General features: G+C 39.3%; 22 protein-coding genes. 11 read left to right on the plus strand and 11 right to left on the minus strand.

Annotated features, from left to right (window positions below):
* The first annotated feature begins 36 nt into the window (after positions 1–36).
* From L4F92_RS09220 to ispD, 4 genes are all read left to right on the plus strand, one after another.
* Complete coding sequence (locus L4F92_RS09220) at positions 37–1,020, plus strand: sialic acid TRAP transporter substrate-binding protein SiaP (RefSeq protein WP_250363498.1); 984 nt, start codon at positions 37–39, stop codon at positions 1,018–1,020.
* Positions 1,021–1,070: 50 nt separating this feature from the next.
* Positions 1,071–2,216 carry an N-acetylneuraminate epimerase gene (locus tag L4F92_RS09225; protein ID WP_250363499.1) on the plus strand — a complete coding sequence of 382 codons (1,146 nt, stop codon included), beginning with the start codon at positions 1,071–1,073 and terminating at the stop codon, positions 2,214–2,216.
* A gap of 150 nt (positions 2,217–2,366) precedes the next feature.
* A complete protein-coding gene (gene ftsB / locus L4F92_RS09230; RefSeq protein ID WP_250363500.1) occupies positions 2,367–2,645 on the plus strand; it encodes a cell division protein FtsB in 279 nt (92 codons plus the stop codon).
* On the plus strand, positions 2,645–3,346 hold the full coding sequence (gene ispD / locus L4F92_RS09235; RefSeq protein WP_442778773.1) for a 2-C-methyl-D-erythritol 4-phosphate cytidylyltransferase: 702 nt from the start codon (positions 2,645–2,647) through the stop codon (positions 3,344–3,346). Before ftsB ends, ispD begins: the two co-directional genes overlap by 1 nt.
* Before the next feature lie 56 nt (positions 3,347–3,402).
* On the opposite strand, the gene argH is transcribed toward ispD, so the two are convergent.
* The 3 genes from argH to argC all read right to left on the minus strand — a co-directional run bounded on the left by argH (position 3,403) and on the right by argC (position 6,652).
* A complete protein-coding gene (gene argH, locus L4F92_RS09240; RefSeq protein ID WP_250363502.1) occupies positions 3,403–4,776 on the minus strand; it encodes an argininosuccinate lyase in 1,374 nt (457 codons plus the stop codon).
* 83 nt (positions 4,777–4,859) lie between these two features.
* The gene (gene argB / locus L4F92_RS09245; protein ID WP_250363503.1) at positions 4,860–5,633 is read right to left on the minus strand and encodes an acetylglutamate kinase; all 774 of its coding nucleotides are present in this window, start codon (positions 5,631–5,633) and stop codon (positions 4,860–4,862) included.
* 11 nt (positions 5,634–5,644) lie between these two features.
* The gene (argC, locus tag L4F92_RS09250) at positions 5,645–6,652 is read right to left on the minus strand and encodes an N-acetyl-gamma-glutamyl-phosphate reductase (protein WP_250364592.1); all 1,008 of its coding nucleotides are present in this window, start codon (positions 6,650–6,652) and stop codon (positions 5,645–5,647) included.
* A 111-nt stretch (positions 6,653–6,763) separates the two neighbouring features.
* Between argC and argE the strand changes: the two genes are divergently transcribed.
* On the plus strand, positions 6,764–7,906 hold the full coding sequence (gene argE / locus L4F92_RS09255; RefSeq protein ID WP_250363504.1) for an acetylornithine deacetylase: 1,143 nt from the start codon (positions 6,764–6,766) through the stop codon (positions 7,904–7,906).
* Positions 7,907–8,070: 164 nt separating this feature from the next.
* Here argE and rlmC read toward each other — a convergent pair whose 3' ends face one another.
* Genes rlmC through hinT form a run of 4 tightly spaced genes read right to left on the minus strand, consistent with a single transcriptional unit; the run spans position 8,071 to position 11,020 of the window.
* Positions 8,071–9,240 carry a 23S rRNA (uracil(747)-C(5))-methyltransferase RlmC gene (gene rlmC / locus L4F92_RS09260; protein ID WP_250364593.1) on the minus strand — a complete coding sequence of 390 codons (1,170 nt, stop codon included), beginning with the start codon at positions 9,238–9,240 and terminating at the stop codon, positions 8,071–8,073.
* A 9-nt stretch (positions 9,241–9,249) separates the two neighbouring features.
* Entirely contained in the window at positions 9,250–10,293 is a 1,044-nt protein-coding gene (gene nagZ / locus L4F92_RS09265) for a beta-N-acetylhexosaminidase (protein ID WP_250363505.1), read from the minus strand.
* An 8-nt stretch (positions 10,294–10,301) separates the two neighbouring features.
* Complete coding sequence (locus tag L4F92_RS09270) at positions 10,302–10,670, minus strand: YcfL family protein (RefSeq protein ID WP_250363506.1); 369 nt, start codon at positions 10,668–10,670, stop codon at positions 10,302–10,304.
* Entirely contained in the window at positions 10,670–11,020 is a 351-nt protein-coding gene (hinT, locus tag L4F92_RS09275; protein ID WP_250363507.1) for a purine nucleoside phosphoramidase, read from the minus strand. Before hinT ends, L4F92_RS09270 begins: the two co-directional genes overlap by 1 nt.
* A gap of 314 nt (positions 11,021–11,334) precedes the next feature.
* On the opposite strand from hinT, the gene focA reads away from it, so the two are divergent.
* The 6 genes from focA (at position 11,335) to L4F92_RS09305 (ending at position 17,549) form a co-directional block, all read left to right on the plus strand.
* Entirely contained in the window at positions 11,335–12,189 is an 855-nt protein-coding gene (gene focA / locus L4F92_RS09280; RefSeq protein ID WP_250363508.1) for a formate transporter FocA, read from the plus strand.
* Positions 12,190–12,263: 74 nt separating this feature from the next.
* Positions 12,264–14,576 (plus strand): formate C-acetyltransferase, encoded by a 2,313-nt coding sequence (gene pflB, locus L4F92_RS09285; RefSeq protein ID WP_250349589.1) that lies wholly within the window; start codon positions 12,264–12,266, stop codon positions 14,574–14,576.
* Positions 14,577–15,103: 527 nt separating this feature from the next.
* Positions 15,104–15,475 (plus strand): hypothetical protein, encoded by a 372-nt coding sequence (locus tag L4F92_RS09290; protein ID WP_250363509.1) that lies wholly within the window; start codon positions 15,104–15,106, stop codon positions 15,473–15,475.
* 103 nt (positions 15,476–15,578) lie between these two features.
* Complete coding sequence (locus tag L4F92_RS09295; protein WP_326938216.1) at positions 15,579–16,394, plus strand: 5'-nucleotidase, lipoprotein e(P4) family; 816 nt, start codon at positions 15,579–15,581, stop codon at positions 16,392–16,394.
* Positions 16,395–16,524: 130 nt separating this feature from the next.
* Positions 16,525–17,265: a pyruvate formate lyase 1-activating protein gene (gene pflA, locus L4F92_RS09300; RefSeq protein ID WP_250363510.1), complete on the plus strand. Its 741-nt coding sequence runs from the start codon at positions 16,525–16,527 to the stop codon at positions 17,263–17,265.
* 53 nt (positions 17,266–17,318) lie between these two features.
* Complete coding sequence (locus tag L4F92_RS09305; protein ID WP_250363511.1) at positions 17,319–17,549, plus strand: methyltransferase; 231 nt, start codon at positions 17,319–17,321, stop codon at positions 17,547–17,549.
* A gap of 181 nt (positions 17,550–17,730) precedes the next feature.
* Here L4F92_RS09305 and L4F92_RS09310 read toward each other — a convergent pair whose 3' ends face one another.
* From L4F92_RS09310 to L4F92_RS09325, 4 genes are all read right to left on the minus strand, one after another.
* Positions 17,731–18,618 carry a DMT family transporter gene (locus tag L4F92_RS09310; protein WP_250363512.1) on the minus strand — a complete coding sequence of 296 codons (888 nt, stop codon included), beginning with the start codon at positions 18,616–18,618 and terminating at the stop codon, positions 17,731–17,733.
* A gap of 9 nt (positions 18,619–18,627) precedes the next feature.
* Positions 18,628–19,071, minus strand: a complete 444-nt coding sequence (gene rimI, locus L4F92_RS09315; RefSeq protein WP_250363513.1) for a ribosomal protein S18-alanine N-acetyltransferase — start codon at positions 19,069–19,071, stop codon at positions 18,628–18,630.
* Positions 19,071–19,481, minus strand: a complete 411-nt coding sequence (locus tag L4F92_RS09320) for a DNA polymerase III subunit psi (RefSeq protein ID WP_250363514.1) — start codon at positions 19,479–19,481, stop codon at positions 19,071–19,073. Before L4F92_RS09320 ends, rimI begins: the two co-directional genes overlap by 1 nt.
* 167 nt (positions 19,482–19,648) lie before the next feature.
* On the minus strand, positions 19,649–20,158 hold the full coding sequence (locus tag L4F92_RS09325) for a SprT family zinc-dependent metalloprotease (RefSeq protein ID WP_250363515.1): 510 nt from the start codon (positions 20,156–20,158) through the stop codon (positions 19,649–19,651).
* Positions 20,159–20,317 lie beyond the last annotated feature (159 nt).

Here is a 20,317-nt window from a genome sequence, read left to right on the forward strand (position 1 = left end):
TGTTCTACTCTGCAAATCAATGAAAGGAGAATTGCAATGAAATTAAATAAACTTGCTCTTGCTACATTATGTTTAGGTCTATCTACTTCGGTGTTTGCCGCAGACTATAACCTAAAATTTGGTATGGTTGCTGGTACAAGCTCCAATGAATACAAAGCGGTTGAGTTCTTTGCGAAAGAAGTAAAAGACAAATCTCAAGGTAAAATTGAAGTAGCAATTTTCCCAAGCGCTCAACTTGGTGATGACCGTGTGATGCTTAAGCAACTTAAAGATGGCGCATTAGACTTCACGCTCGCAGAATCTGCACGTTTCCAAATTTTCTACCCAGAAGCAGAGGTATTCGCACTGCCTTATATGTTGAAAAACTTTGATGTGGCGAAAAAAGCGGTGTTAGAAACCAACTTTGGTAAAAACTTATTCGCTAAAATTAATAAAGAATTAGGCGTAAGTGTACTTTCTATCGGTTATAACGGTACGCGCCAAACCACGTCAAACCGCCCAATTAATAGCATTGCAGATATGAAAGGCTTAAAACTGCGCGTGCCAAATGCCGCAACAAACCTTGCTTTCGCTAAATATGTCGGTGCAACGCCAACACCAATGGCGTTCTCTGAGGTGTATCTTGCGTTACAAACTAATGCAGTAGATGGGCAAGAAAACCCATTACCAACCATTCAAGCGCAAAAATTCTATGAAGTGCAAAAATACTTAGCATTAACTAACCACATTTTAAACGATCAACTTTACGTTATCAGTAATGAAACCCTTGATGAATTACCTGATGATTTAAAAGCGGTAGTAAAAGAAGCCGCACTTAAAGCAGCCGATTATCACACTAAATTATTTGTGGACGGTGAAAATGAATTAATTGCTTTCTTCAAAGAAAAAGGCGTAACGGTCACACAACCCGATCTTGCCCCTTTCAAAGCGGCATTACAACCATACTATGATGAATATTTGAAAAAGAATGGTGAAGTTGGAAAACAAGCTGTAAAAGAAATCTCTGAGTTAGCTAAATAAGCGGTTTGCTTGCTCACTTTAAGCAATAACCTTAACGACAAGAGGTCAATATGAAAAAAACAGCATTACACAGTGCATTATTTGCAGCAATTGCAATGACAGCTTTTGCTACACAAGCAAGCCAATATCCTGATTTGCCAGTCGGGATTAAAAGTGGAACAGGGGCATTAATTGGCGATACCGTTTATGTTGGTTTAGGAACAGGAGGAGATAAATTTTATTCTCTTAACCTAAAAGAGAAAGATGCTAAATGGCAAGAATTACCGGCTTTCCCCGGTGGAAAACGTAATCAACCCGTTTCTGCGGGCGTAGAGGGCAAGCTCTATGTATTTGGCGGTTTTCAAGATACGGATGTAGCAAAAAATCAAGTGATTAATGATGCTTATCGCTATGATCCAGAAACAAACTCGTGGACAAAATTGCAAACCCGTTCCCCACGCTCAGCAGTAGGGGCAAGTGTTGCTGAAACTAACGGTAAAATTTATTTTGTCGGCGGCATTAACCAAGAAATTTGGAATGGGCTTTTCCAAGATATTGCTGCCGCAGGTGGCGATAAAGACAAAGAAAAAGCCATTTTTGATCCTTATTTCAATTTACGCGTACAAGATTTCTTCTTCTCACCAGAAATTGTCAGCTATGAGCCAGCTACTAACACGTGGCGTAATGAAGGCATTTTCCCCTACTCAGGACGAGCAGGAGCTGCGGTGGCAATTAAGGATAACAAACTTCTTGTTGTAAACGGAGAAGTAAAAGCAGGATTGCGAACCCAAACCACGGAGCTTGGTACGATCGGTAAAAATGGAGTGACTTGGAAAAAATTGGGTGATTTACCAACACCGAAAGGGCAAAAACAACAAGAAGGGATTGCGGGCGCAATGGGGGGCTACAGTTACGGTAACTATATTGTAACAGGTGGGGCAAACTTCCCGGGCGCACGTGCAAATTATCAAAATGGTATCAACGATGCACACCGCACTGGTGGGTTGAAAAAAACGTGGCATAGTGATGTTTATGCACTCAATGCCAAAAAAGGGACTTGGAAAATCATTGGTAACTTGCCAGAACCAATTGGTTATGGCGTGAGTGTAAGCTATGACAACAAAGTGCTATTAATCGGTGGTGAAGGTCAAGGAGGAAAAGCCCTCACCTCAGTTCAAACAATGAGTTATGATGGAAAAAAACTGGTTGTTGAATAACACAGACCGATAAATGTAAGACAAGGCCCCACTTGCGGGGCTTTTTTCATAAAATTTGAAAAAATTACACCGCACTTAATCCTATGCATTTCTACAAATTTTACGCATTTCAAGGTAAACTATGGCTATTTTTACTTAACGAGAAAAATTATGCGTTTATTAATTTTTATTTTGGCGGGGTTTGCCTTACTTTTTCAATACGATTTTTGGTTTGGAAAAAACGGCTATGTAGATTATAAAAATACAGAAAAAGAAATTACCTTGCGCCAACAAGAAAATGAAAAACTATCCCAACGTAACCAAGCGATTGCGGCCGAAATTAAAGATCTCAAAGAAGGCGTGGATGCCATTGAAGAGCGTGCCAGATTACAACACGAAATGGTAAAACATAATGAAACCTTTTATCGTATAGTAAAAGAGCATAAATGATGAAATCATTACCACGTGAAATTATCGCTGTTGTCCCTGCTGCAGGGATCGGCAGCCGTATGCAGGCAGATAAACCAAAGCAATATTTAACCATTCAGGGAAAAACGATTCTCGAGCATACGCTTGATGTATTAATTCACTACCCTGCAATTAACCACATTATCGTTGCGGTAACCCCAAGTGATCCGTATTTAGCGGAAATTGATTTACTCAATCATTCAAAAATTCAGCTTGTTGAGGGAGGAAAAACACGCGCAGAGTCGGTACTAAATGGTTTGCAACACATTGAAAGCAAAGCAAACACTTGGGTTATGGTACACGATGCGGCACGTCCTTGTCTTACCCATCAAGATCTGGATAAATTATTACAAATCAATGATAACAATGGGGCAATTTTAGCGATTCCTGCCGTGGATACGATCAAACGCACAAATTCAACCTTACAAATTCAACAAACGGAAGATCGCTCACAACTTTGGCTTGCGCAAACGCCTCAATTTTTTCCAGCTCAAACCCTTAAACACGCCTTGCAACAAGCTTTAGCCAATCATCTCTCTATTACTGATGAAGCCTCTGCGATGGAATTAATGGGCTTTCAGCCTCATCTTGTAGCAGGCAGAAGTGATAATCTCAAAATCACTCGCCCAGAAGATTTAGCACTGGCGGAATTTTATTTAAGCAGAAGAAAACCCATTTCTTAAATTATCGCCAAAAATAAAGGGCAACGTTTGCTTTGCCCTTTTACTAAAAATCCCGATTATTTCAACCGCGCTTTTGCCTCTGCAATGGCTTCGGCAACACGCAATGGGGATACCCCACCTTTAGCACAACGTTTATCAAGGCAAGATTGTAACGAGAGGATGTCATACACATCATCGCTGATCACATCACTGAATTGACGGAATTCTGCCAAGCTCAGATCTTCTAAACCTTTGTGAGCACTAATTGCATAAACCACGGTTTCTCCAACAATATGGTGAGAATCACGGAATGGTACGCCTTTAGCAACCAGATAATCCGCTAATTCTGTGGCATTAGAATAGCCTTTCAATGCCGCCTCACGTGTACGTTCAACATTGACTTTAATGTCATCTAATACAAAGGTCGCCATATCTAAGCAATCTTGCCAAGTATCTAACGCATCAAAAATGCCTTCTTTGTCTTCTTGCATATCTTTGTTATAGGCAAGCGGCAAGCCTTTTAGGGTCATTAACATTCCTGTTAAAGATCCCATCACGCGCCCTGCTTTTCCACGGATTAATTCACAGGCGTCGGGGTTTTTCTTTTGCGGCATTAATGAAGAACCTGAAGTAACGCGATCAGAAAGTTCAACAAAATCTGCTTCACCGCTATTGAAGATAATCATATCTTCGGCAAAACGAGAAAGATGAGCCATACTTAACGAAGCAGTCGAAAGTAATTCGATAATATGATCACGATCAGACACACTGTCTAGGCTATTACGAGTAGCACTTGCAAAGCCAAGATCCTGTGCTAATTTTTCACGATCTATGGCATAGGCTGTTCCCGCCAATGCGCCACTACCAAGTGGGCAAGTATTCATTCGTTGGTAAGCATCAGATAAGCGAGAATAATCACGTTCTAACATTTCCACATAAGCCATACACCAATGTGCAAAGGTAATCGGTTGAGCGCGTTGTAAATGGGTATAACCCGGCATTACTGCGTGTTGATTGTTTTCTGCGGTATCCACTAATTTAGTTTGCAAGGCACGAATAGAATATTGCAGCTCCGTAACACGTTGCTTACACCACATTTTTATATCTAATGCCACTTGATCATTACGGCTACGCCCAGTGTGTAATTTTTTACCTAAATTCCCAACTTTATTGATCAGCTTACTTTCTACCCAACTGTGGATATCTTCCGCATCATCTTGCAAAATACCCTGTAAATTTGACCGCACTTCAATTAAAAGCGCATTTAATGCTTGTTCTAATTGTTGTTGCTCTTGCTGGCTTAATACGCCAACACTGACCAAGGCTTTTGACCAACCAATTGAACCTTCAATATCTTGTTCGGCAAGGCGATAGTCAAAACGTAATGAATCATTAAAATCTTTAAAACGTTTATCCGCGGCTTGTGTAAAACGTCCACCCCAAAGTGCCATAGTTTATCCTTATCTTTTTGATTTTTATCATTAAAAATGTAGAGGCGAACGTAAATGTTCGCCCATACCAAATTGCTTTACGCTTAAGGTAAAATTCTGGTGCCGATTATCTCACCTGCAAAAAGTGCGGTCAATTTTTCTGGATATTTCCAGTTGGCAATATCCACTCCCGTGTTAAGGATTTTTGCTGCCTCCAATGCGGCATTGACCTTAACGATCATTCCGTCTGTAATCACACCTTGCTGAATAAGCTGTTGAATTTGCTCGCTATTAAGCTGTGGTAGGCGTTGTTTATTGGCATCTAAAACCCCATCCACATCAGAAAGCATCACCAGATCGCCCCCCATTAATGCCGCAATCGCCGTTGCTGCTTGATCCGCATTCACGTTCATTAAACGCCCTTGCACATCTACCGCAATAGAACTAATAATAGGCAAAAATGCCTCGCTTAATAATGTATGTAATAATTGCGGATTATTGGGAAATACGTTCGCAACGTGTCCTAATTCAACATCAATTTGTTTCGCGCTTGTTAATTGCCCATCCGCTAAACAAAGCCCAACAGGATTAAGATTAAATTTCGTCGCTTGCGCCAACAATGTTTTATTTGCAATCCCCGCCAGTGCGCCCACAATAATTTCAATTTGCTCAGAAGGGGTAACCCTTAACCCATTTTTCTTCTTGACTGGCAATCCAAGACGTTGCATTAATTCATCAACGATACAACCACCACCGTGTACAATAAGCAAAGGACGAGCAAAATTTTGCTGATAATTTGCTAATGCGGTGAATAAATTTTCCATTGCTTGTGGCGTATCTAACAGCACACCACCTAATTTAATCACTAAAGGTTTCATTCTTTTTTCCACTAAATCAAGCCTAAGGTTTCTGTTAAACCATAACGAATATTAGCACATTGTACCGCTTGTGCTGCTGCACCTTTGAGTAAGTTATCTTCTGCGCCAACAATGATGATATAACCGTTTTGAGTGGCAAATCCAATATCACAATAAGGCGTAAATTCTACGGACTTAATACTTGGCAATCCTTGTTTATAAACACGCACCAGTGGTCGACTCGCATAATATTGCTGATAAGCGTCGTGAATTTGAGCGTCTGTTACATTTGCGTTTAATTTTGCGGTGATTGTCGCCAAAATACCGCGTTTAAAATTGCCGAGATGTGGCGTAAAAATGACATTTGTGCCTAAATGCGTGGCAATTTCAGGCTGATGCCGATGGTTAAATACGCCATAAGCATTTAAGCTCACCTCACAAAAACTGTTCGTCAGTGAAGCTTTACGCCCCGCTCCGCTTACCCCACTCACCGCATTGATAATCGGCAATTGATTGAGATCTAATAAATTATTTTCAATCAACGGTTTTAAGCTCAGTTGTGAAACCGTTGGATAACAACCTGCCACCGCCACTAAATCGGTTTGTGCAATGGCGCGATCATTCCATTCTGCTAACCCATAAACCGCTTTTTCTAATAATTCAGGATGGCGATGTGCAAAGCCATAATATTGTGGATAAAATTCTGCGTTGTTTACGCGAAACGCGCCGGATAAATCAAAGACTTTACATTGATTTTGCAAGAAAACTGGCGCAAGATCGTGGCTCACTTCGTGTGCGGTGGCTAAAAATACCAAATCATTTTCTTGGGCAAGTGCGGTTAAATTTTCCCCCAAAGGTTGTAACGGTAAATCCACAATCTGCTTAAGCTGTGGATAAATATCGGAAATGGCTTTATGTGCATCTTGGCTTTGAGCAGAAACATATAATCCATTAAGTTGAAATGCGGGGTGCAACGTTAAAATACGAGCCAGTTCAGCCCCAGTGTAGCCACTTGCACCAATAATGATGGCTTTTTGCATAGAACACATAGAAAATTTGCCTCATAGAAAAAGATAATTCTTGATTAATTATGCTATTGTTATGCATAATTAATCAAAAATCAATCTTTAATTTAATACAGGATAAACTTAATGAAAAAATTGCCTACTTTTCTTGAAATGTATTCTCAGCTTATTGCCTTGCCTACCATCAGTAGCGTAGAAGCAGAATTTGACCAATCAAATAAAACGTTAATTGAACTTCTTGCCACTTGGCTCAATGAGTTAGGTTTTAAAACGAACATTATCCCCGTGCAGGGCAGCCGAGAAAAATTCAATTTACTAGCCACTTATGGCGAAGGAGAAGGGGGACTGCTACTTGCAGGACATACAGATACCGTACCTTTCGATGAAGGACGCTGGCATTTTGATCCTTTCAAACTCACCGAAAAAAACGGTAAATTTTACGGCTTAGGCACAGCTGATATGAAAGGATTCTTCGCGTTCGTGTTAGAAACCTTACGCCATATTGATCTCTCTAAACTAAACAAACCATTACGCATTCTCGCCACCGCCGATGAAGAAACTACCCTACTTGGGGCAAGAACGTTCAGCCAACACAGCCATATCCGCCCAGATTGTGCGATTATTGGCGAACCAACATCATTAAAACCCGTTCGAGCGCACAAAGGACATATTGGGCAAGCAGTAAGAATTACAGGTAAAACAGGGCATTCGAGCGATCCAGATAAGGGCATTAACGCCATTGAATTAATGCACGAAGCAACAGGCTATTTAATGGAGATGCGTAACGAGTTAAAGGAAAAATATCATCATTCCGCCTTTGCCATTCCTTATCCGACAATGAATTTTGGTGCAATCCACGGAGGAGATGCAGTAAATCGTATTTGTGCATGCTGCGAATTGCATTTTGACATCCGCCCCTTACCACAAATGCGTCTAGAAGATCTCAATGAAATGTTACAAGAAAAACTTCGCCCAATGTTTGAAAAATGGGGCGATCTGATTTCACTCCGCGCCTTGCATGAACCCACCCCGGGTTATGAATGTGAACACAGCGCCCAAATTGTCCAAGTGGTGGAAAAATTACTTGGTGAAAAATGCGAAGCGGTGAACTACTGCACCGAAGCCCCTTTTATTCAACAACTCTGCCCAACCTTGGTGCTTGGACCGGGTTCAATCGAACAAGCCCACCAGCCAGATGAATACCTATGTGCAGAATTTATTAAACCAACGAATGAATTATTGAGTAAGTTGATTAAGCATTTTTGCTAAAACAGTGATTTCCCTAAAATAAAAAGTGCGGTGATTTTTCACCGTATTTTTTACATCATTATATTAAAATTCCTCCTTTTCTGTTTAAGGATTTTTATGGGGTTATCATCAACATTATTCAAAGTAATCTTCAATTTCATTAATAGCTAGAGAAAGACCGCCCATCATACCTTTGACCGCTCTAACAACATCAATACCTCATAATGCGCAGTATGAGGAAACATATCAAAAAGTTGAATTTTTTGAGCTTGATAGCGAGATAATTCATGTAAATCTTTGCCCATTGAAACGGCATTGCAACTGGAATACAAAATAAAGTGCGGTTGTAATTTGTTGAGAAATTGCGCTAGTTCTTTGCCGATGCCACGGCGTGGCGGATTGACGATCAGCAAATCTGGTCTTTCATTTTGTACTAAGGCGAAATTTGCCGCGTCTAAGGATTGAAACTTCACTTGGGTTAAGCCCAATTTTTCCGCTGATGAGCTGGCGCTTGCAATGGCTGATGGAGAGATTTCAATGCCCGTTAATTGCACATTTCGCCCCTTTTCTTGCAAGATCGCCGCACAATGTAAGCCAAAGCCACCTACACCGCAAAACAGATCCCAGATGTTGCTAATGGGAAGATTTTTAATCCATTGCTGTGCCGTGCCGTATAAGCCTTCTGCTACCTTAGGATTGGTTTGGAAAAAGCCTTGTGGACGAATAAATAAAGGAATTTGGTTAAAATTTTCTTCTAATTGTTTTTGTTCTGTGAGAAAAATTTCTTCCTCACCTTCTAAAATTGCCGCGTGTTTGGGTTGAATATTTAAACTCACCACTTTTATTTGCGGTAAATTTGCTAATAACTGTGGTAATTCTCGTTGAATTAACGCAAGTTTTGCCGTTGAACGTAACACAAAACGCAACATTAATGTGCCGTTAATTTGGCTTTCAGTGAGTAAGATGTATTTCAGCTCCCCTTTGCGTTTCGTAATGTGATAAGGCACTAAACCGGCTCGTCCGATAAAGATTTTTAATTGATGAAAAATATGCGCAAAATGAGAAGGATAGAGTAAACAGTCTGATAAATCTACCGCACTTTGTGGATCATTAGGATTGCTAAGAATGCCTAAAATCGGGCGTTCTACTGAGCCACTTACCACCATTTTGGCTTTATTACGAAAGCCTTGCTGTGCAGAGGGATAAGTTGGTAGCCATTCAAGCTGTGAAAGATCAAGCCCAACAAGTTGTTGAACTAAATGGGCTTTTTTTTCATCAAGCTGCTGTGAATAGGGCATTTCAAGCCATTGGCAAGAACGGCATTGCCCCGCGATAAAGTGCGGACAAACAGGCATTACTGACATTTAAGCTCTCGCTAACCAATCTTGTTGAAGTGCGGTCAATTTTTGCTGATTTTCTTTCCAACGCGTTGAATTTTCAAGGGTTTTCCAATCTAATTGACTATGTTTAAATAAACTTTGTAAACGTTGTTGGCGAAGTGCATATTGTTCGGTGGTTTCTTGCAGTTGGAAATGATCAAGAACTTGGATTACACCTTCACGTTCATTACATAGTAGTAATAAATCACAACCCGCATTCAATGACTGCTGACAACGTGCAACAAAATCCCCCATAAAACCTGCGCCTTTCATACCTAAATCATCAGAAAAAATCGCACCGTTAAAGCCAAGCTGATGACGTAAAATTGTTTGCAACCAATAAGCTGAACCACTTGCAGGCTGACTATCGCATTGGCTATAAATCACGTGTGCTGGCATTACGGCATCAAGCAAATTTTGTGCAATAAGCTGTTTAAAGGGTTGAATATCTTGCGCAAAAATTTGCGCTTGTGGACGTTCATCATAAGGGGTTTCTAAATGGCTATCAGCGATCACGTGTCCATGACCGGGGAAATGTTTGCCTGTGCTTGCCATACCCGCTTGTTTCATACCTTGAATAAACGCTGTGGCTAGGCGAAGTGTTGGATCGATTTCAGCGTGAAAACTACGATCACCAATAGCACGGCATTGATGACCTAAATCCAGCACCGGGGCAAAACTTAAGTCAATATCCAGTGCGGTCATTTCTGCTGCCATTTGCCAACCCGCTTGGTGCGCGAATTCTTGTTGTTGTGCGGTATGGCTGATAAGTTCGGCAAACGCTTGCATTGCGGGAAGTTGGGTAAAGCCTTCACGAAATCGTTGTACCCGTCCGCCTTCTTGATCTACCGTAATCAATAAGGGTTTCTTCACTTTTTGCCGTAAGGTGGCGACAAGATGTTGAATTTGTTCACGATCATAAAAATTACGCGTAAACAAAATCACGCCAGCAACCAATGGATGTGCAAGTAATTCTAATTCTTCTTGGCTAACTTCTTGTCCAGTAAGATCGATAAGTAAAGCTGACATTGAAATCCTTATTGCAATTTATTCAAACGAAGGTATAAGCGGTAATTAACGCTTTGTTTTGTTGGTGGAACAGGGGTTAAATTGGTTTGTTGGCTTGGTTGTAGAAGCAAGCTAGAAGGCGAATGTAAATTCGGTTCTTCCCCTTGGGTTACGCCATTTTTGTCATACCAAAAGAAATAATAAGCGACATCAAGCTGATGTGGGCTAGTATTCTTTAGCCAAACATTATTATCGCGCAACTTTGTCTCAATCAACGGCGCTAAATTTGCTTCTACATTTAAAATAGGCTCATTCTCGCTTACAATATTTTGCGAGGGTGTTGAGCCACAAGCCGCAAGCAGTAGGCTTAATCCGCATAGAACAAATAGTTTTTTCATTATTTTGCCAACATTTTTCCTAAAGATTCACCACCAAGTAAGTGCATATGTAAATGATACACTTCTTGTCCACCGTGTTTGTTACAATTGACGATAAGGCGATACCCATCTTCCGCAATGCCTTCTTGCTGCGCCAATTTAGCTGCCACGGTAAATAAACGCCCTAATATCAGCTCATCTTGCTCAGTTACTTCGTTCACTGTTGGAATTAATTTATTTGGAATAATCAAAATATGCGTAGGCGCTTGGGGGGAAATATCACGAAATGCCGTTACTCGCTCATCTTGATAGAGGATATTTGCTGGAATTTCTTTACGAATAATTTTGCTGAAAATGGTTTCTTCTGCCATAGCAATTCCTTATATTTTAAAGGGATATTGAGAGATAAATACAATCCTTATTGTACGCTTTTTATCCGCATATTGATTGATATTTTGCGGTATATAAAGTGCGGTTATTTTTATCAGAAAAGTTCTAAAATAGCAATTTGCAATCCATTTGTTAAATTTATGTTAATGCCAAACTTGTTTTTTATTTCAATATGTTACACAAATGTAAATAAATTTGATCTTGAACAAATTTTATAAAAAATAAACTTTTTTTTAGTTTTAAGTTACAGGTTTATACCTTAGAATAGGGACAGTTAATTTTTGTAGGGTGTGTGATGAAAACAGAAAACTCCGTCAGCTTTATGGCAACGCCAACAGAAATGGCGCAATTAGCCGAAAATATCGCGACCTATAAAGCGACTAAAAATCAATTCTATTCTTTTCTTTCCGCAATTTCTGCAGGCGCATTTATTGCTCTTGCTTTTGTTTTTTATACAACAACACAAACTGGTCTCTCCAACGTGTCTTGGGGCTTAGCCAAGCTCGTAGGTGGTTTAGTTTTCTCTGTTGGGGTGATTATGGTGGTTGTCTGTGGCTCGGAATTGTTTACTTCATCAACGATGACGCTGGTTGCACGTGCAGGGCAACGCATTAATACGATTCAAATGTTACGCAACTGGATTGCCGTTTATGCCGGTAATTTTTTAGGTGCTATCGTCATCGCTGGACTCATTTGGTTTGCTGGGCAAACAATGGCTGTGAATGGACAATGGGGGTTAACCATTCTAAAAACCGCACAGCATAAGATTCATCATAGTTGGTTTGAAGCCTTTAGTTTAGGTATTTTATGTAACATTATGGTATGTATTGCAGTTTGGATGAGCTATGCCGGAAAGACCTTGACTGATAAAGCATTTATTATGATTTTGCCAATTGGTTTATTTGTTTCTTCTGGTTTTGAACATAGTGTAGCAAATATGTTTATGATTCCACTTGGTATCATTACAGCGCATTGCAGTTCTGCGGAATTTTGGCAAGCTATCGGGTTGAATGCCGAGCAATTTGCTGATTTAGATGTATATCATTTTGTCGTAAAAAATCTTATCCCTGTTACGCTTGGTAATATTGTTGGTGGCGGGGTATGTATTGCATTAATGCAGTGGTTTACTAATAAACCACATTCACATTAGTTTGGCGTAAGAGCGGTTGTTTTTTTCATCGTTTTTACATAATTAAATTTTATTTACGTTAAAGGAAAATAGTAATGACTCAATTAACTGAAGCGCAACAAAAAGCGTGGGAAGGATTTACCCCAGGCGATTGGCAAACAGAAGTCAATGTACGTGACTTTATCCAAAAAAACTATACCCCTTATGAAGGTGATGAATCATTCCTTGCTGGTGCAACTGAAGCAACAACCAAATTATGGAATGAAGTAATGGAAAAAATTAAGGTTGAGAACAAAACTCACGAACCTTATGACATTGATACAGATACTCCATCAACAATTACTTCACATAAACCGGGTTATATCGATCAAAATTTAGAAAAAATTGTGGGTTTACAAACAGATGCCCCATTAAAACGTGCCATTATGCCTTATGGCGGAATTAAAATGGTAAAAGGCTCTTGCCAAGTTTACCGTCGCGAATTAAAACCTGAAATTGAACATATCTTTACGGAATATCGTAAAACCCATAACCAAGGGGTATTTGATGTTTATACACCAGATATTTTACGTTGCCGTAAATCAGGTGTTATCACTGGATTACCAGATGCTTATGGTCGTGGTCGTATTATCGGGGATTATCGTCGTTTAGCCCTTTATGGTGCTGATTTCTTGATGAAAGATAAATTTAAACAATTTAATTCATTACAAGAAAAATTAGAACGTGGTGAAGATATTCAAGCTACTATTCAATTACGTGAAGAAATTGCAGAACAACACCGTGCATTAGGTAAAATTAAAGAAATGGCGGCGTCTTACGGTTTTGATGTATCTAACCCAGCAACGAATGCACAAGAAGCCGTACAATGGACCTATTTTGCCTACCTTGCTGCAGTAAAATCACAAAATGGTGCTGCGATGTCTTTTGGTCGTGTATCAAGCTTCTTAGATATTTATATTGAACGTGATCTAAAAGCAGGAAAAATTACTGAACAAGAAGCACAAGAATTAATTGATCATCTTGTTATGAAATTACGTATGGTGCGTTTCTTACGTACACCTGAATACGATCAATTATTCTCTGGCGACCCAATGTGGGCAACCGAAACATTGGCTGGTATGGGCTTAGATGGTCGTACATTAGTAACCAAAAACAGCTTCCGTATCTTGCACACACTTTACACAATGGGACCTTCACCAGAACCAAACTTAACTATTCTTTGGTCTGAACAATTACCAGAAGCATTCAAACGCTATTGTGCTAAAGTGTCTATTGATACTTCTTCTGTCCAATACGAAAATGATGATCTGATGCGTCCAGACTTCAATAGTGATGATTATGCGATTGCTTGTTGTGTAAGCCCAATGGTCGTTGGTAAACAAATGCAATTCTTTGGTGCGCGTGCAAATCTTGCAAAAACTTTATTATACGCAATCAATGGAGGTATTGACGAAAAATCAGGTATGCAAGTTGGTCCTAAAACAGCACCAATTACAGATGAAGTGTTAGATTTCGATACCGTAATGGCGCGTATGGACAGCTTTATGGATTGGTTAGCAACGCAATACGTTACCGCATTGAACATTATTCACTTTATGCACGATAAATATGCTTATGAAGCAGCCTTAATGGCGTTCCACGATCGTGATGTATTCCGTACAATGGCTTGTGGTATTGCAGGGCTTTCTGTTGCTGCAGACTCTTTAGCCGCAATTAAATATGCTAAAGTGAAACCTGTGCGTGGGGATATTAAAGATAAAGACGGTAATGTGGTTGCCTCTAATGTGGCGATTGATTTTGAAATTGAAGGCGAATATCCACAATTCGGTAACAACGATAGTCGCGTTGATGACTTAGCGGTTGATCTTGTTGAGCGCTTTATGAAAAAAATTCAAACGCATCATACTTACCGCAATGCAACTCCAACACAATCCGTGCTTACCATTACGTCTAACGTGGTTTATGGTAAGAAAACAGGTAATACACCTGATGGTCGTCGTGCAGGTGCGCCATTTGGACCGGGTGCAAACCCAATGCACGGACGCGATCAAAAAGGTGCGGTAGCATCATTAACTTCTGTGGCGAAACTTCCATTTGCTTATGCGAAAGATGGTATTTCTTACACCTTCTCAATCGTACCAAATGCATTAGGTAAAGATTACGAAGCACAAAAACGTAATCTTGCAGGCTTAATGGATGGTTACTTCCACCACGAAGCCACTGTTGAAGGGGGGCAACATTTAAATGTGAACGTAATGAACCGTGAAATGTTGTTAGACGCAATGGAAAATCCAGAAAAATATCCGCAATTAACCATTCGTGTTTCTGGTTATGCTGTGCGTTTTAACTCTTTAACTAAAGAACAACAACAAGATGTAATTACACGTACATTTACACAATCAATGTAATTTAAATCTTTCTAGGGTAAATGGTCGGTATCAATATATACCGACCATTTTTATGTTTTATTTCATCAAAAACTATGCGTCAATACTTATATTCTTTATATAACGATTTATGCATTGCAATAAAAGAACTGCCAAGAGAACTAAATTGGCTCACTATTAAATATCAATATTATCTCAGAATAGCTATTTTATTTGGCATATTCATTTTTCTAATAACCGCCAAACCTAAAAAGCCTATTGATCTTAGTTTATTACTGCTAGCAATTGTGATCTGTCTATCTTATTGCTATTTAGACAATAAGCAATTCGTTGATAAATGTAAAACAACGTTTAATAATAAACCGCTTGTTTTTATTATTTCAACGCCTTACCTCATTTATATTAACTGTGTCGTCTCAGAAGAGGTTTGTGTTAGAACTGGCTTCACAATTAGCTTCTTTCACACCTCTACTCAGGTGTTATTTATCCTGATCAGTGGCATTATCTTATTTTTATTTATTGTATCGGCATTAATGGGGATACTTGCGGTGTACTATCAAATTTCTTTATGGCGAAATCTGATTTGGCTAGATAAAAGTGCGCAGAAAAAACAAAAATTATGCTACCAGTTACTAATGAGTTTGATTGCAATAAAATTTATTTTTGCCGTATCTTGCAACTATAAACCCATTATCGGTCAATTTTATTATTTAACCTTTGAGCAAGCGTTGGTAAAAACCAGTTTTAACGCAATACTTAATAAACATTGCTTAAATAATGCAGACTTATACCATAAATATGGTAACAACATTCGGTTTGCTATTATTGATAGCCATATTATTTCTGTTGCAATCCCCAATAACAACGGACGATATGAATTTAAAACAGATTTTTGTGAAAGAGTGAAATCTTATAACTAATGAGGCTAAATGGCTAAAAATAGTTGTGAGATAAAATTTATTTGCGATAATAAGTGCGGTAGTTTTTTGGCAAAAATTTATCCCTCACTCATTAGGAGATCTTATGAAAACAATGAAATTGACACTCTCTATGCTTACGCTTTCATCCATACTTGCGCTCACAGCTTGTTCTTCATCGCAACAAAATGCAGAACAACAACTACAAGAGCAAGCCGTATTAGGCTTGAATTGGGTGCAACAATCAGGTGAATATCAAGCACTGACTCATCAAGCTTTCAATATGGCGAAACTTGCCTTTGATCAAGCTAAGGCTGCAAAAGGTAAGAAAAAAGCGGTTGTCGTTGATCTTGATGAAACAATGATGGATAACAGTGCCTACGCAGGCTGGCAGGTACAAACAGGTACAGGCTTCAATGGTGATGATTGGACTCGTTGGGTAAATGCACGAGAAACCGCTGCTGTACCGGGAGCGGTAGAATTTAATAACTATGTTAATAGCCACAACGGTAAAGTATTCTACGTTTCTAACCGCAAAGATGCTACAGAAAAAGCGGCAACATTAGATGACCTTAAAACGCTTGGCTTCATCGGTGCGAGTGAAGAGGTTCTCTATTTGAAAAAAGATAAATCTAGCAAATCAGCACGCTTTGCTGAAATTGAAAAATTAGGTTATGACATCGTACTTTATGTTGGTGATAATTTAAATGATTTTGGTGATGCCACTTATCACAAATCTAATGCAGAACGCCGTGCATTTGTACAACAACATAGCAAACAATTTGGTAAAAAATTTATTATGCTACCAAATCCAAACTATGGTGATTGGGAAGGCGGTTTAGCCAAAGATTATTACAAAGGTGATAATCAAAGCCGTGTAAAAATTCGCCACGATGCGATAAAAGCTTGGAGCGGAAAATAACTTTTTTCCTTAATATTACGCTATAATACCCAATCTGCCTCATCGTGAGGCAGATTAATTTCTATTTAATCCTTTTCTCAAAGCCTTAAATAGAAATTAACGATTTTACATTCTCTAACAAAGGAACATTATGTCAGTTTTAGCTCGCTATCATTCTTATGAATCTTGCGGAACCGTTGATGGCCCGGGGATTCGTTTCATCCTGTTTTTGCAAGGGTGCTTAATGCGTTGCAAATATTGCCACAACCGTGACACTTGGGATCTACACGGTGGTAAAGAAATTTCCGTAGAAGAACTGATGAAAGAAGTGGTCACTTATCGCCATTTTATGAATGCTTCTGGTGGTGGTGTTACTGCCTCAGGAGGAGAAGCTGTATTGCAAGCGGAATTTGTACGGGATTGGTTTCGCGCCTGTAAAAAAGAAGGTATTCACACTTGTTTAGACACCAACGGGTTTGTTCGTCATTATGATCATATTATTGATGAATTACTTGATGTGACGGATTTAGTGTTGTTAGATCTCAAAGAACTCAATGATCGCATTCACCAAAATCTTATCGGTGTTCCCAATAAACGTACCCTTGAGTTTGCGAAATATTTGCAAAAACGCAATCAAAAAGTTTGGATACGCTACGTGGTTGTCCCCGGTTGGACGGATAGCGATGAAGATGTCCATCTACTCGGCAACTTTATCAAAGATATGGATAATATTGAAAAAGTGGAACTTCTGCCTTACCACCGATTAGGAGCGCATAAATGGGAAGCAATGGGGGAAAAATACGAACTGGAAGAGGTAAAACCACCAACAAAAGAATCGCTTGAACACATCAAGCAAATCTTAGAAGGTTATGGGCATAAAGTGAATTATTAATAGGGAAGATTATCCTTCCTCCTCCCCTTGTATTTCTTGCCTATGCGGGCGGAATGTATTTTGTTCCTCCCGCTGGATTATTCTCTTTCCCGCCTCTCTTTCTTCTCCCCATAAGGATATTGGCAAGCCTTATTGCCATTTGTAGCCTTTGGCAATTTCATCAAGCTAAAACAACCATAAGCATACTAGCAACAGAGAAAACCTCCCGTCTTATCACAAAAGGCATTTATGCGTACAGCCCTAACCCAATGCACCTTAGCTTATGGCTGGTCTTGCTAAGCTAGTTTTTGTGGCTAGGAAAAGAATTAGCAATTTTAGAACCGATTTGCTTTATTATGATTATAAATCAGTTCCAAATTAAGCAAGAAGAACAAACATTATTACCACTTTTTGGCAAGCCATATCAACAATATTGCCAACGAGTTAGGCTCTCGATATAACTAAAGAAAGTGCGGTGTTTTTTTACTATTTTTTTCTACGCAAAAATTGTTTCAGCTTTTCTTTCGGCAAGCGGTAGAACATTAACGCCAGAAAAATTAACCCACAACCTAATGCCTTATGTGATGTAAGCGGTTCGTGAAAAATCATCATACTTAAAAAAAGTGTCCACACAGGCTCAAGCAACATAATTAATGCCGCATTTCCTACACTGGAATACTTCTGACCAAGGGTTTGCAATAAAAAACGAAAATTGGTTGCGATCAGCACACTGGCTGCCAGCCAGCCCCAAGTTTCATTCGGAATATCCTCTGGCCAAGTTTCCATAAAAATCGAATACAAACCACATAAAATACCAACCATTGCTAGCTGAATGGTGGTGAGAGGCAGCACAGGAATATGGCGAACATAATGATGATTAAGCACAAAATAAGTCGCAGCTAACAGTGAAGTGAGTAAATACAAGCTATTCTCTGAAGAAAGATTAAACCCATTATCACCTAAAGCAAGAAAATACAAGCCTGAAATCGCAATGGGCAAGCTGAGCCAAAAACGCCATTGCGGTTTTTGTTTGAACAGCAGCCAAGCGAGCAACGGCGCAATTAACATTGATAAACTGGTGAGAAACGCCCCTTCACCAAAATTGGTATTATTGGTGATTGCCAAAATCCAAACACCAAGAAAAACCGCAAAAACGCCCCCAATTAGCAAGGCATTAAGCACCTGACGATGATTCAAACGGCGTAAATGAGGATAAGCAAAAGGCAAGAAAACCAACGCAGCAAGAAAAAATCGCAAGCCGATAAATCCCACCGAGGGCAAGGCATCAATAGCATATTTTGAAAAGAACCAGCCAATGGCAGCAGAAATGGTCACAAATAAAAGGATAATTTCCCCACGATAACGTTCTAGCATTGTTGTTCCTTATAAATAGCACGCCATTACCACAGCATTTTCTCGTCTGCCGTCTAACGTCGGATAATAATTTTTGCGAATATCCACTTCGTTAAAGCCGCATTGCCGATAAAGCCTTTGCGCGATTTCATTGGATTGACGTACTTCCAACCATAATGTCAAAATGCCCTGCTCGCGCAATTCATCGATTAAAGAATGCAATAATTGCTTTCCTAAGCCTTGCCCTTGATAAGCTGGATCAATGGCAAGGTTGAACAAGGTAGCTTCATCAAGCACTTTCTGACAAATGGCAAAACCGATAATATGCTGCTCTTTCTCTAATTTTAAATTGAAATAGCGTTCACCTTGATTATTTTTTAATGTCCCTAAAGACCAAGGCACAAGATGCGCTTGCTGTTCGATCGAAAATAATCGATCAAAATCTTGTGATTGAATCGGTGAGATCTTTATCATTATGGATTAATTCCTTGAATTTGCTGCCATAATTGACGCTTTTCTTGCGGGCTTGCCATCAAGGTTTCCCAATCTGGTGATAACCATTGGCTCAAGGCTTTTTGACAATACGGCAAAGTGCGGTGGATTTTTTCTGAATTTTCGCTTAATAACCAATAATGCACTTCGTGGCTGACGTGCAAATGCGGGATAAAATCAAAATGAATCGTTAAATATTCATTTTGCTTCACATCTAAGCTACGCAAAATATCCTGTAATAACGCAATAGGGGGATTTTCAGCCTCACTAATGATCACCAACCGTACCCGCTCATCAATAGGAATATTAACTACACCTTGCAAGCTTTCAGGGCGAACCAGTTGCCATTGGGAAAGCCCCATTTCTTGTAACAGAAGTTGATGCCGTTTCATTATGTTACCGTTCATTAAGAAAATTGCTGTATTGTAAACATTTAGAAAGGCTTCATCAAATAAAGCTAAACGATTTCAGCATAAAAAAAATGCGGTGGAAAACCACGCTCTTAAAAGCAATACATTTTGCAATAATTTATATCGGATGAAAATTGACAATGAAGCTTCTAAGCGATTTTTAAGTAAGTTAATGGCTGTTTACATTCGCGGCAAAAATACACCGCACTTTGCTTTTGCACTTTGTTATGACGACGTACGCTGAGATTGTGAGTGCGGCAACCGCAGCGATAAGCAAAGGTTTTACCTTGCACGTTTTTAATATCTAAATGATGATAAATTTCAGCAGGTTGCTGAAAAACCGTTTCCATCACAGCTTTCCATTCTTTACCGTGTGGTGCTACTCGCCCAAAAACGTGATAAACAATTAAATGTGCCAATTCGTGAGGGACAATTTGCTGCAAAAAATATTCGGGATTTTCCAGTAGTAACGTGCGGTTAAAACGGATTTCGTTTTTCTGCAAATATGCCACGCCTGCTTTCACACCTCGTAGCTGATAGTTTATTTCAGGCATTGGGAAAGCACGTTGAAAATACCTTTCTGCAAGTAATAGATAATGGCGTAATTGACGCAATATTTGCATATTAAGTATGCGTAATGAAGGATCTGTCTCTGACATAAATCAAAAATCTAATTCTATACTTATTCAGAAGATTAAACTGACATATTTTTTATATTAGGTAATTCATCCATATGCCTAGTAATGACTAGGCAAGCTTATTTTATGAATACTAATTTAAACTACTTTTCTATTAGTTATTCCAAATCACCTGAAACT

Origin of the sequence: Avibacterium sp. 21-595, assembly GCF_023611905.1 — a bacterium.
Lineage (GTDB): Bacteria > Pseudomonadota > Gammaproteobacteria > Enterobacterales > Pasteurellaceae > Avibacterium.

Excerpts from the sequence above, each read along its gene's own strand:
- L4F92_RS09220 (WP_250363498.1), top strand. The coding sequence starts at position 37 with ATGAAATTAAATAAACTTGCTCTTGCTACATTATGTTTAGGTCTATCT.
- L4F92_RS09225 (WP_250363499.1), top strand. The coding sequence starts at position 1,071 with ATGAAAAAAACAGCATTACACAGTGCATTATTTGCAGCAATTGCAATG.
- ftsB (WP_250363500.1), top strand. The coding sequence starts at position 2,367 with ATGCGTTTATTAATTTTTATTTTGGCGGGGTTTGCCTTACTTTTTCAA.
- ispD (WP_442778773.1), top strand. The coding sequence starts at position 2,645 with ATGAAATCATTACCACGTGAAATTATCGCTGTTGTCCCTGCTGCAGGG.
- argH (WP_250363502.1), bottom strand. The coding sequence starts at position 4,776 with ATGGCACTTTGGGGTGGACGTTTTACACAAGCCGCGGATAAACGTTTT.
- argB (WP_250363503.1), bottom strand. The coding sequence starts at position 5,633 with ATGAAACCTTTAGTGATTAAATTAGGTGGTGTGCTGTTAGATACGCCA.
- argC (WP_250364592.1), bottom strand. The coding sequence starts at position 6,652 with ATGCAAAAAGCCATCATTATTGGTGCAAGTGGCTACACTGGGGCTGAA.
- argE (WP_250363504.1), top strand. The coding sequence starts at position 6,764 with ATGAAAAAATTGCCTACTTTTCTTGAAATGTATTCTCAGCTTATTGCC.
- rlmC (WP_250364593.1), bottom strand. The coding sequence starts at position 9,240 with ATGCCTGTTTGTCCGCACTTTATCGCGGGGCAATGCCGTTCTTGCCAA.
- nagZ (WP_250363505.1), bottom strand. The coding sequence starts at position 10,293 with ATGTCAGCTTTACTTATCGATCTTACTGGACAAGAAGTTAGCCAAGAA.
- L4F92_RS09270 (WP_250363506.1), bottom strand. The coding sequence starts at position 10,670 with ATGAAAAAACTATTTGTTCTATGCGGATTAAGCCTACTGCTTGCGGCT.
- hinT (WP_250363507.1), bottom strand. The coding sequence starts at position 11,020 with ATGGCAGAAGAAACCATTTTCAGCAAAATTATTCGTAAAGAAATTCCA.
- focA (WP_250363508.1), top strand. The coding sequence starts at position 11,335 with ATGAAAACAGAAAACTCCGTCAGCTTTATGGCAACGCCAACAGAAATG.
- pflB (WP_250349589.1), top strand. The coding sequence starts at position 12,264 with ATGACTCAATTAACTGAAGCGCAACAAAAAGCGTGGGAAGGATTTACC.
- L4F92_RS09295 (WP_326938216.1), top strand. The coding sequence starts at position 15,579 with ATGAAAACAATGAAATTGACACTCTCTATGCTTACGCTTTCATCCATA.
- pflA (WP_250363510.1), top strand. The coding sequence starts at position 16,525 with ATGTCAGTTTTAGCTCGCTATCATTCTTATGAATCTTGCGGAACCGTT.
- L4F92_RS09305 (WP_250363511.1), top strand. The coding sequence starts at position 17,319 with ATGTATTTTGTTCCTCCCGCTGGATTATTCTCTTTCCCGCCTCTCTTT.
- L4F92_RS09310 (WP_250363512.1), bottom strand. The coding sequence starts at position 18,618 with ATGCTAGAACGTTATCGTGGGGAAATTATCCTTTTATTTGTGACCATT.
- rimI (WP_250363513.1), bottom strand. The coding sequence starts at position 19,071 with ATGATAAAGATCTCACCGATTCAATCACAAGATTTTGATCGATTATTT.
- L4F92_RS09320 (WP_250363514.1), bottom strand. The coding sequence starts at position 19,481 with ATGAAACGGCATCAACTTCTGTTACAAGAAATGGGGCTTTCCCAATGG.
- L4F92_RS09325 (WP_250363515.1), bottom strand. The coding sequence starts at position 20,158 with ATGTCAGAGACAGATCCTTCATTACGCATACTTAATATGCAAATATTG.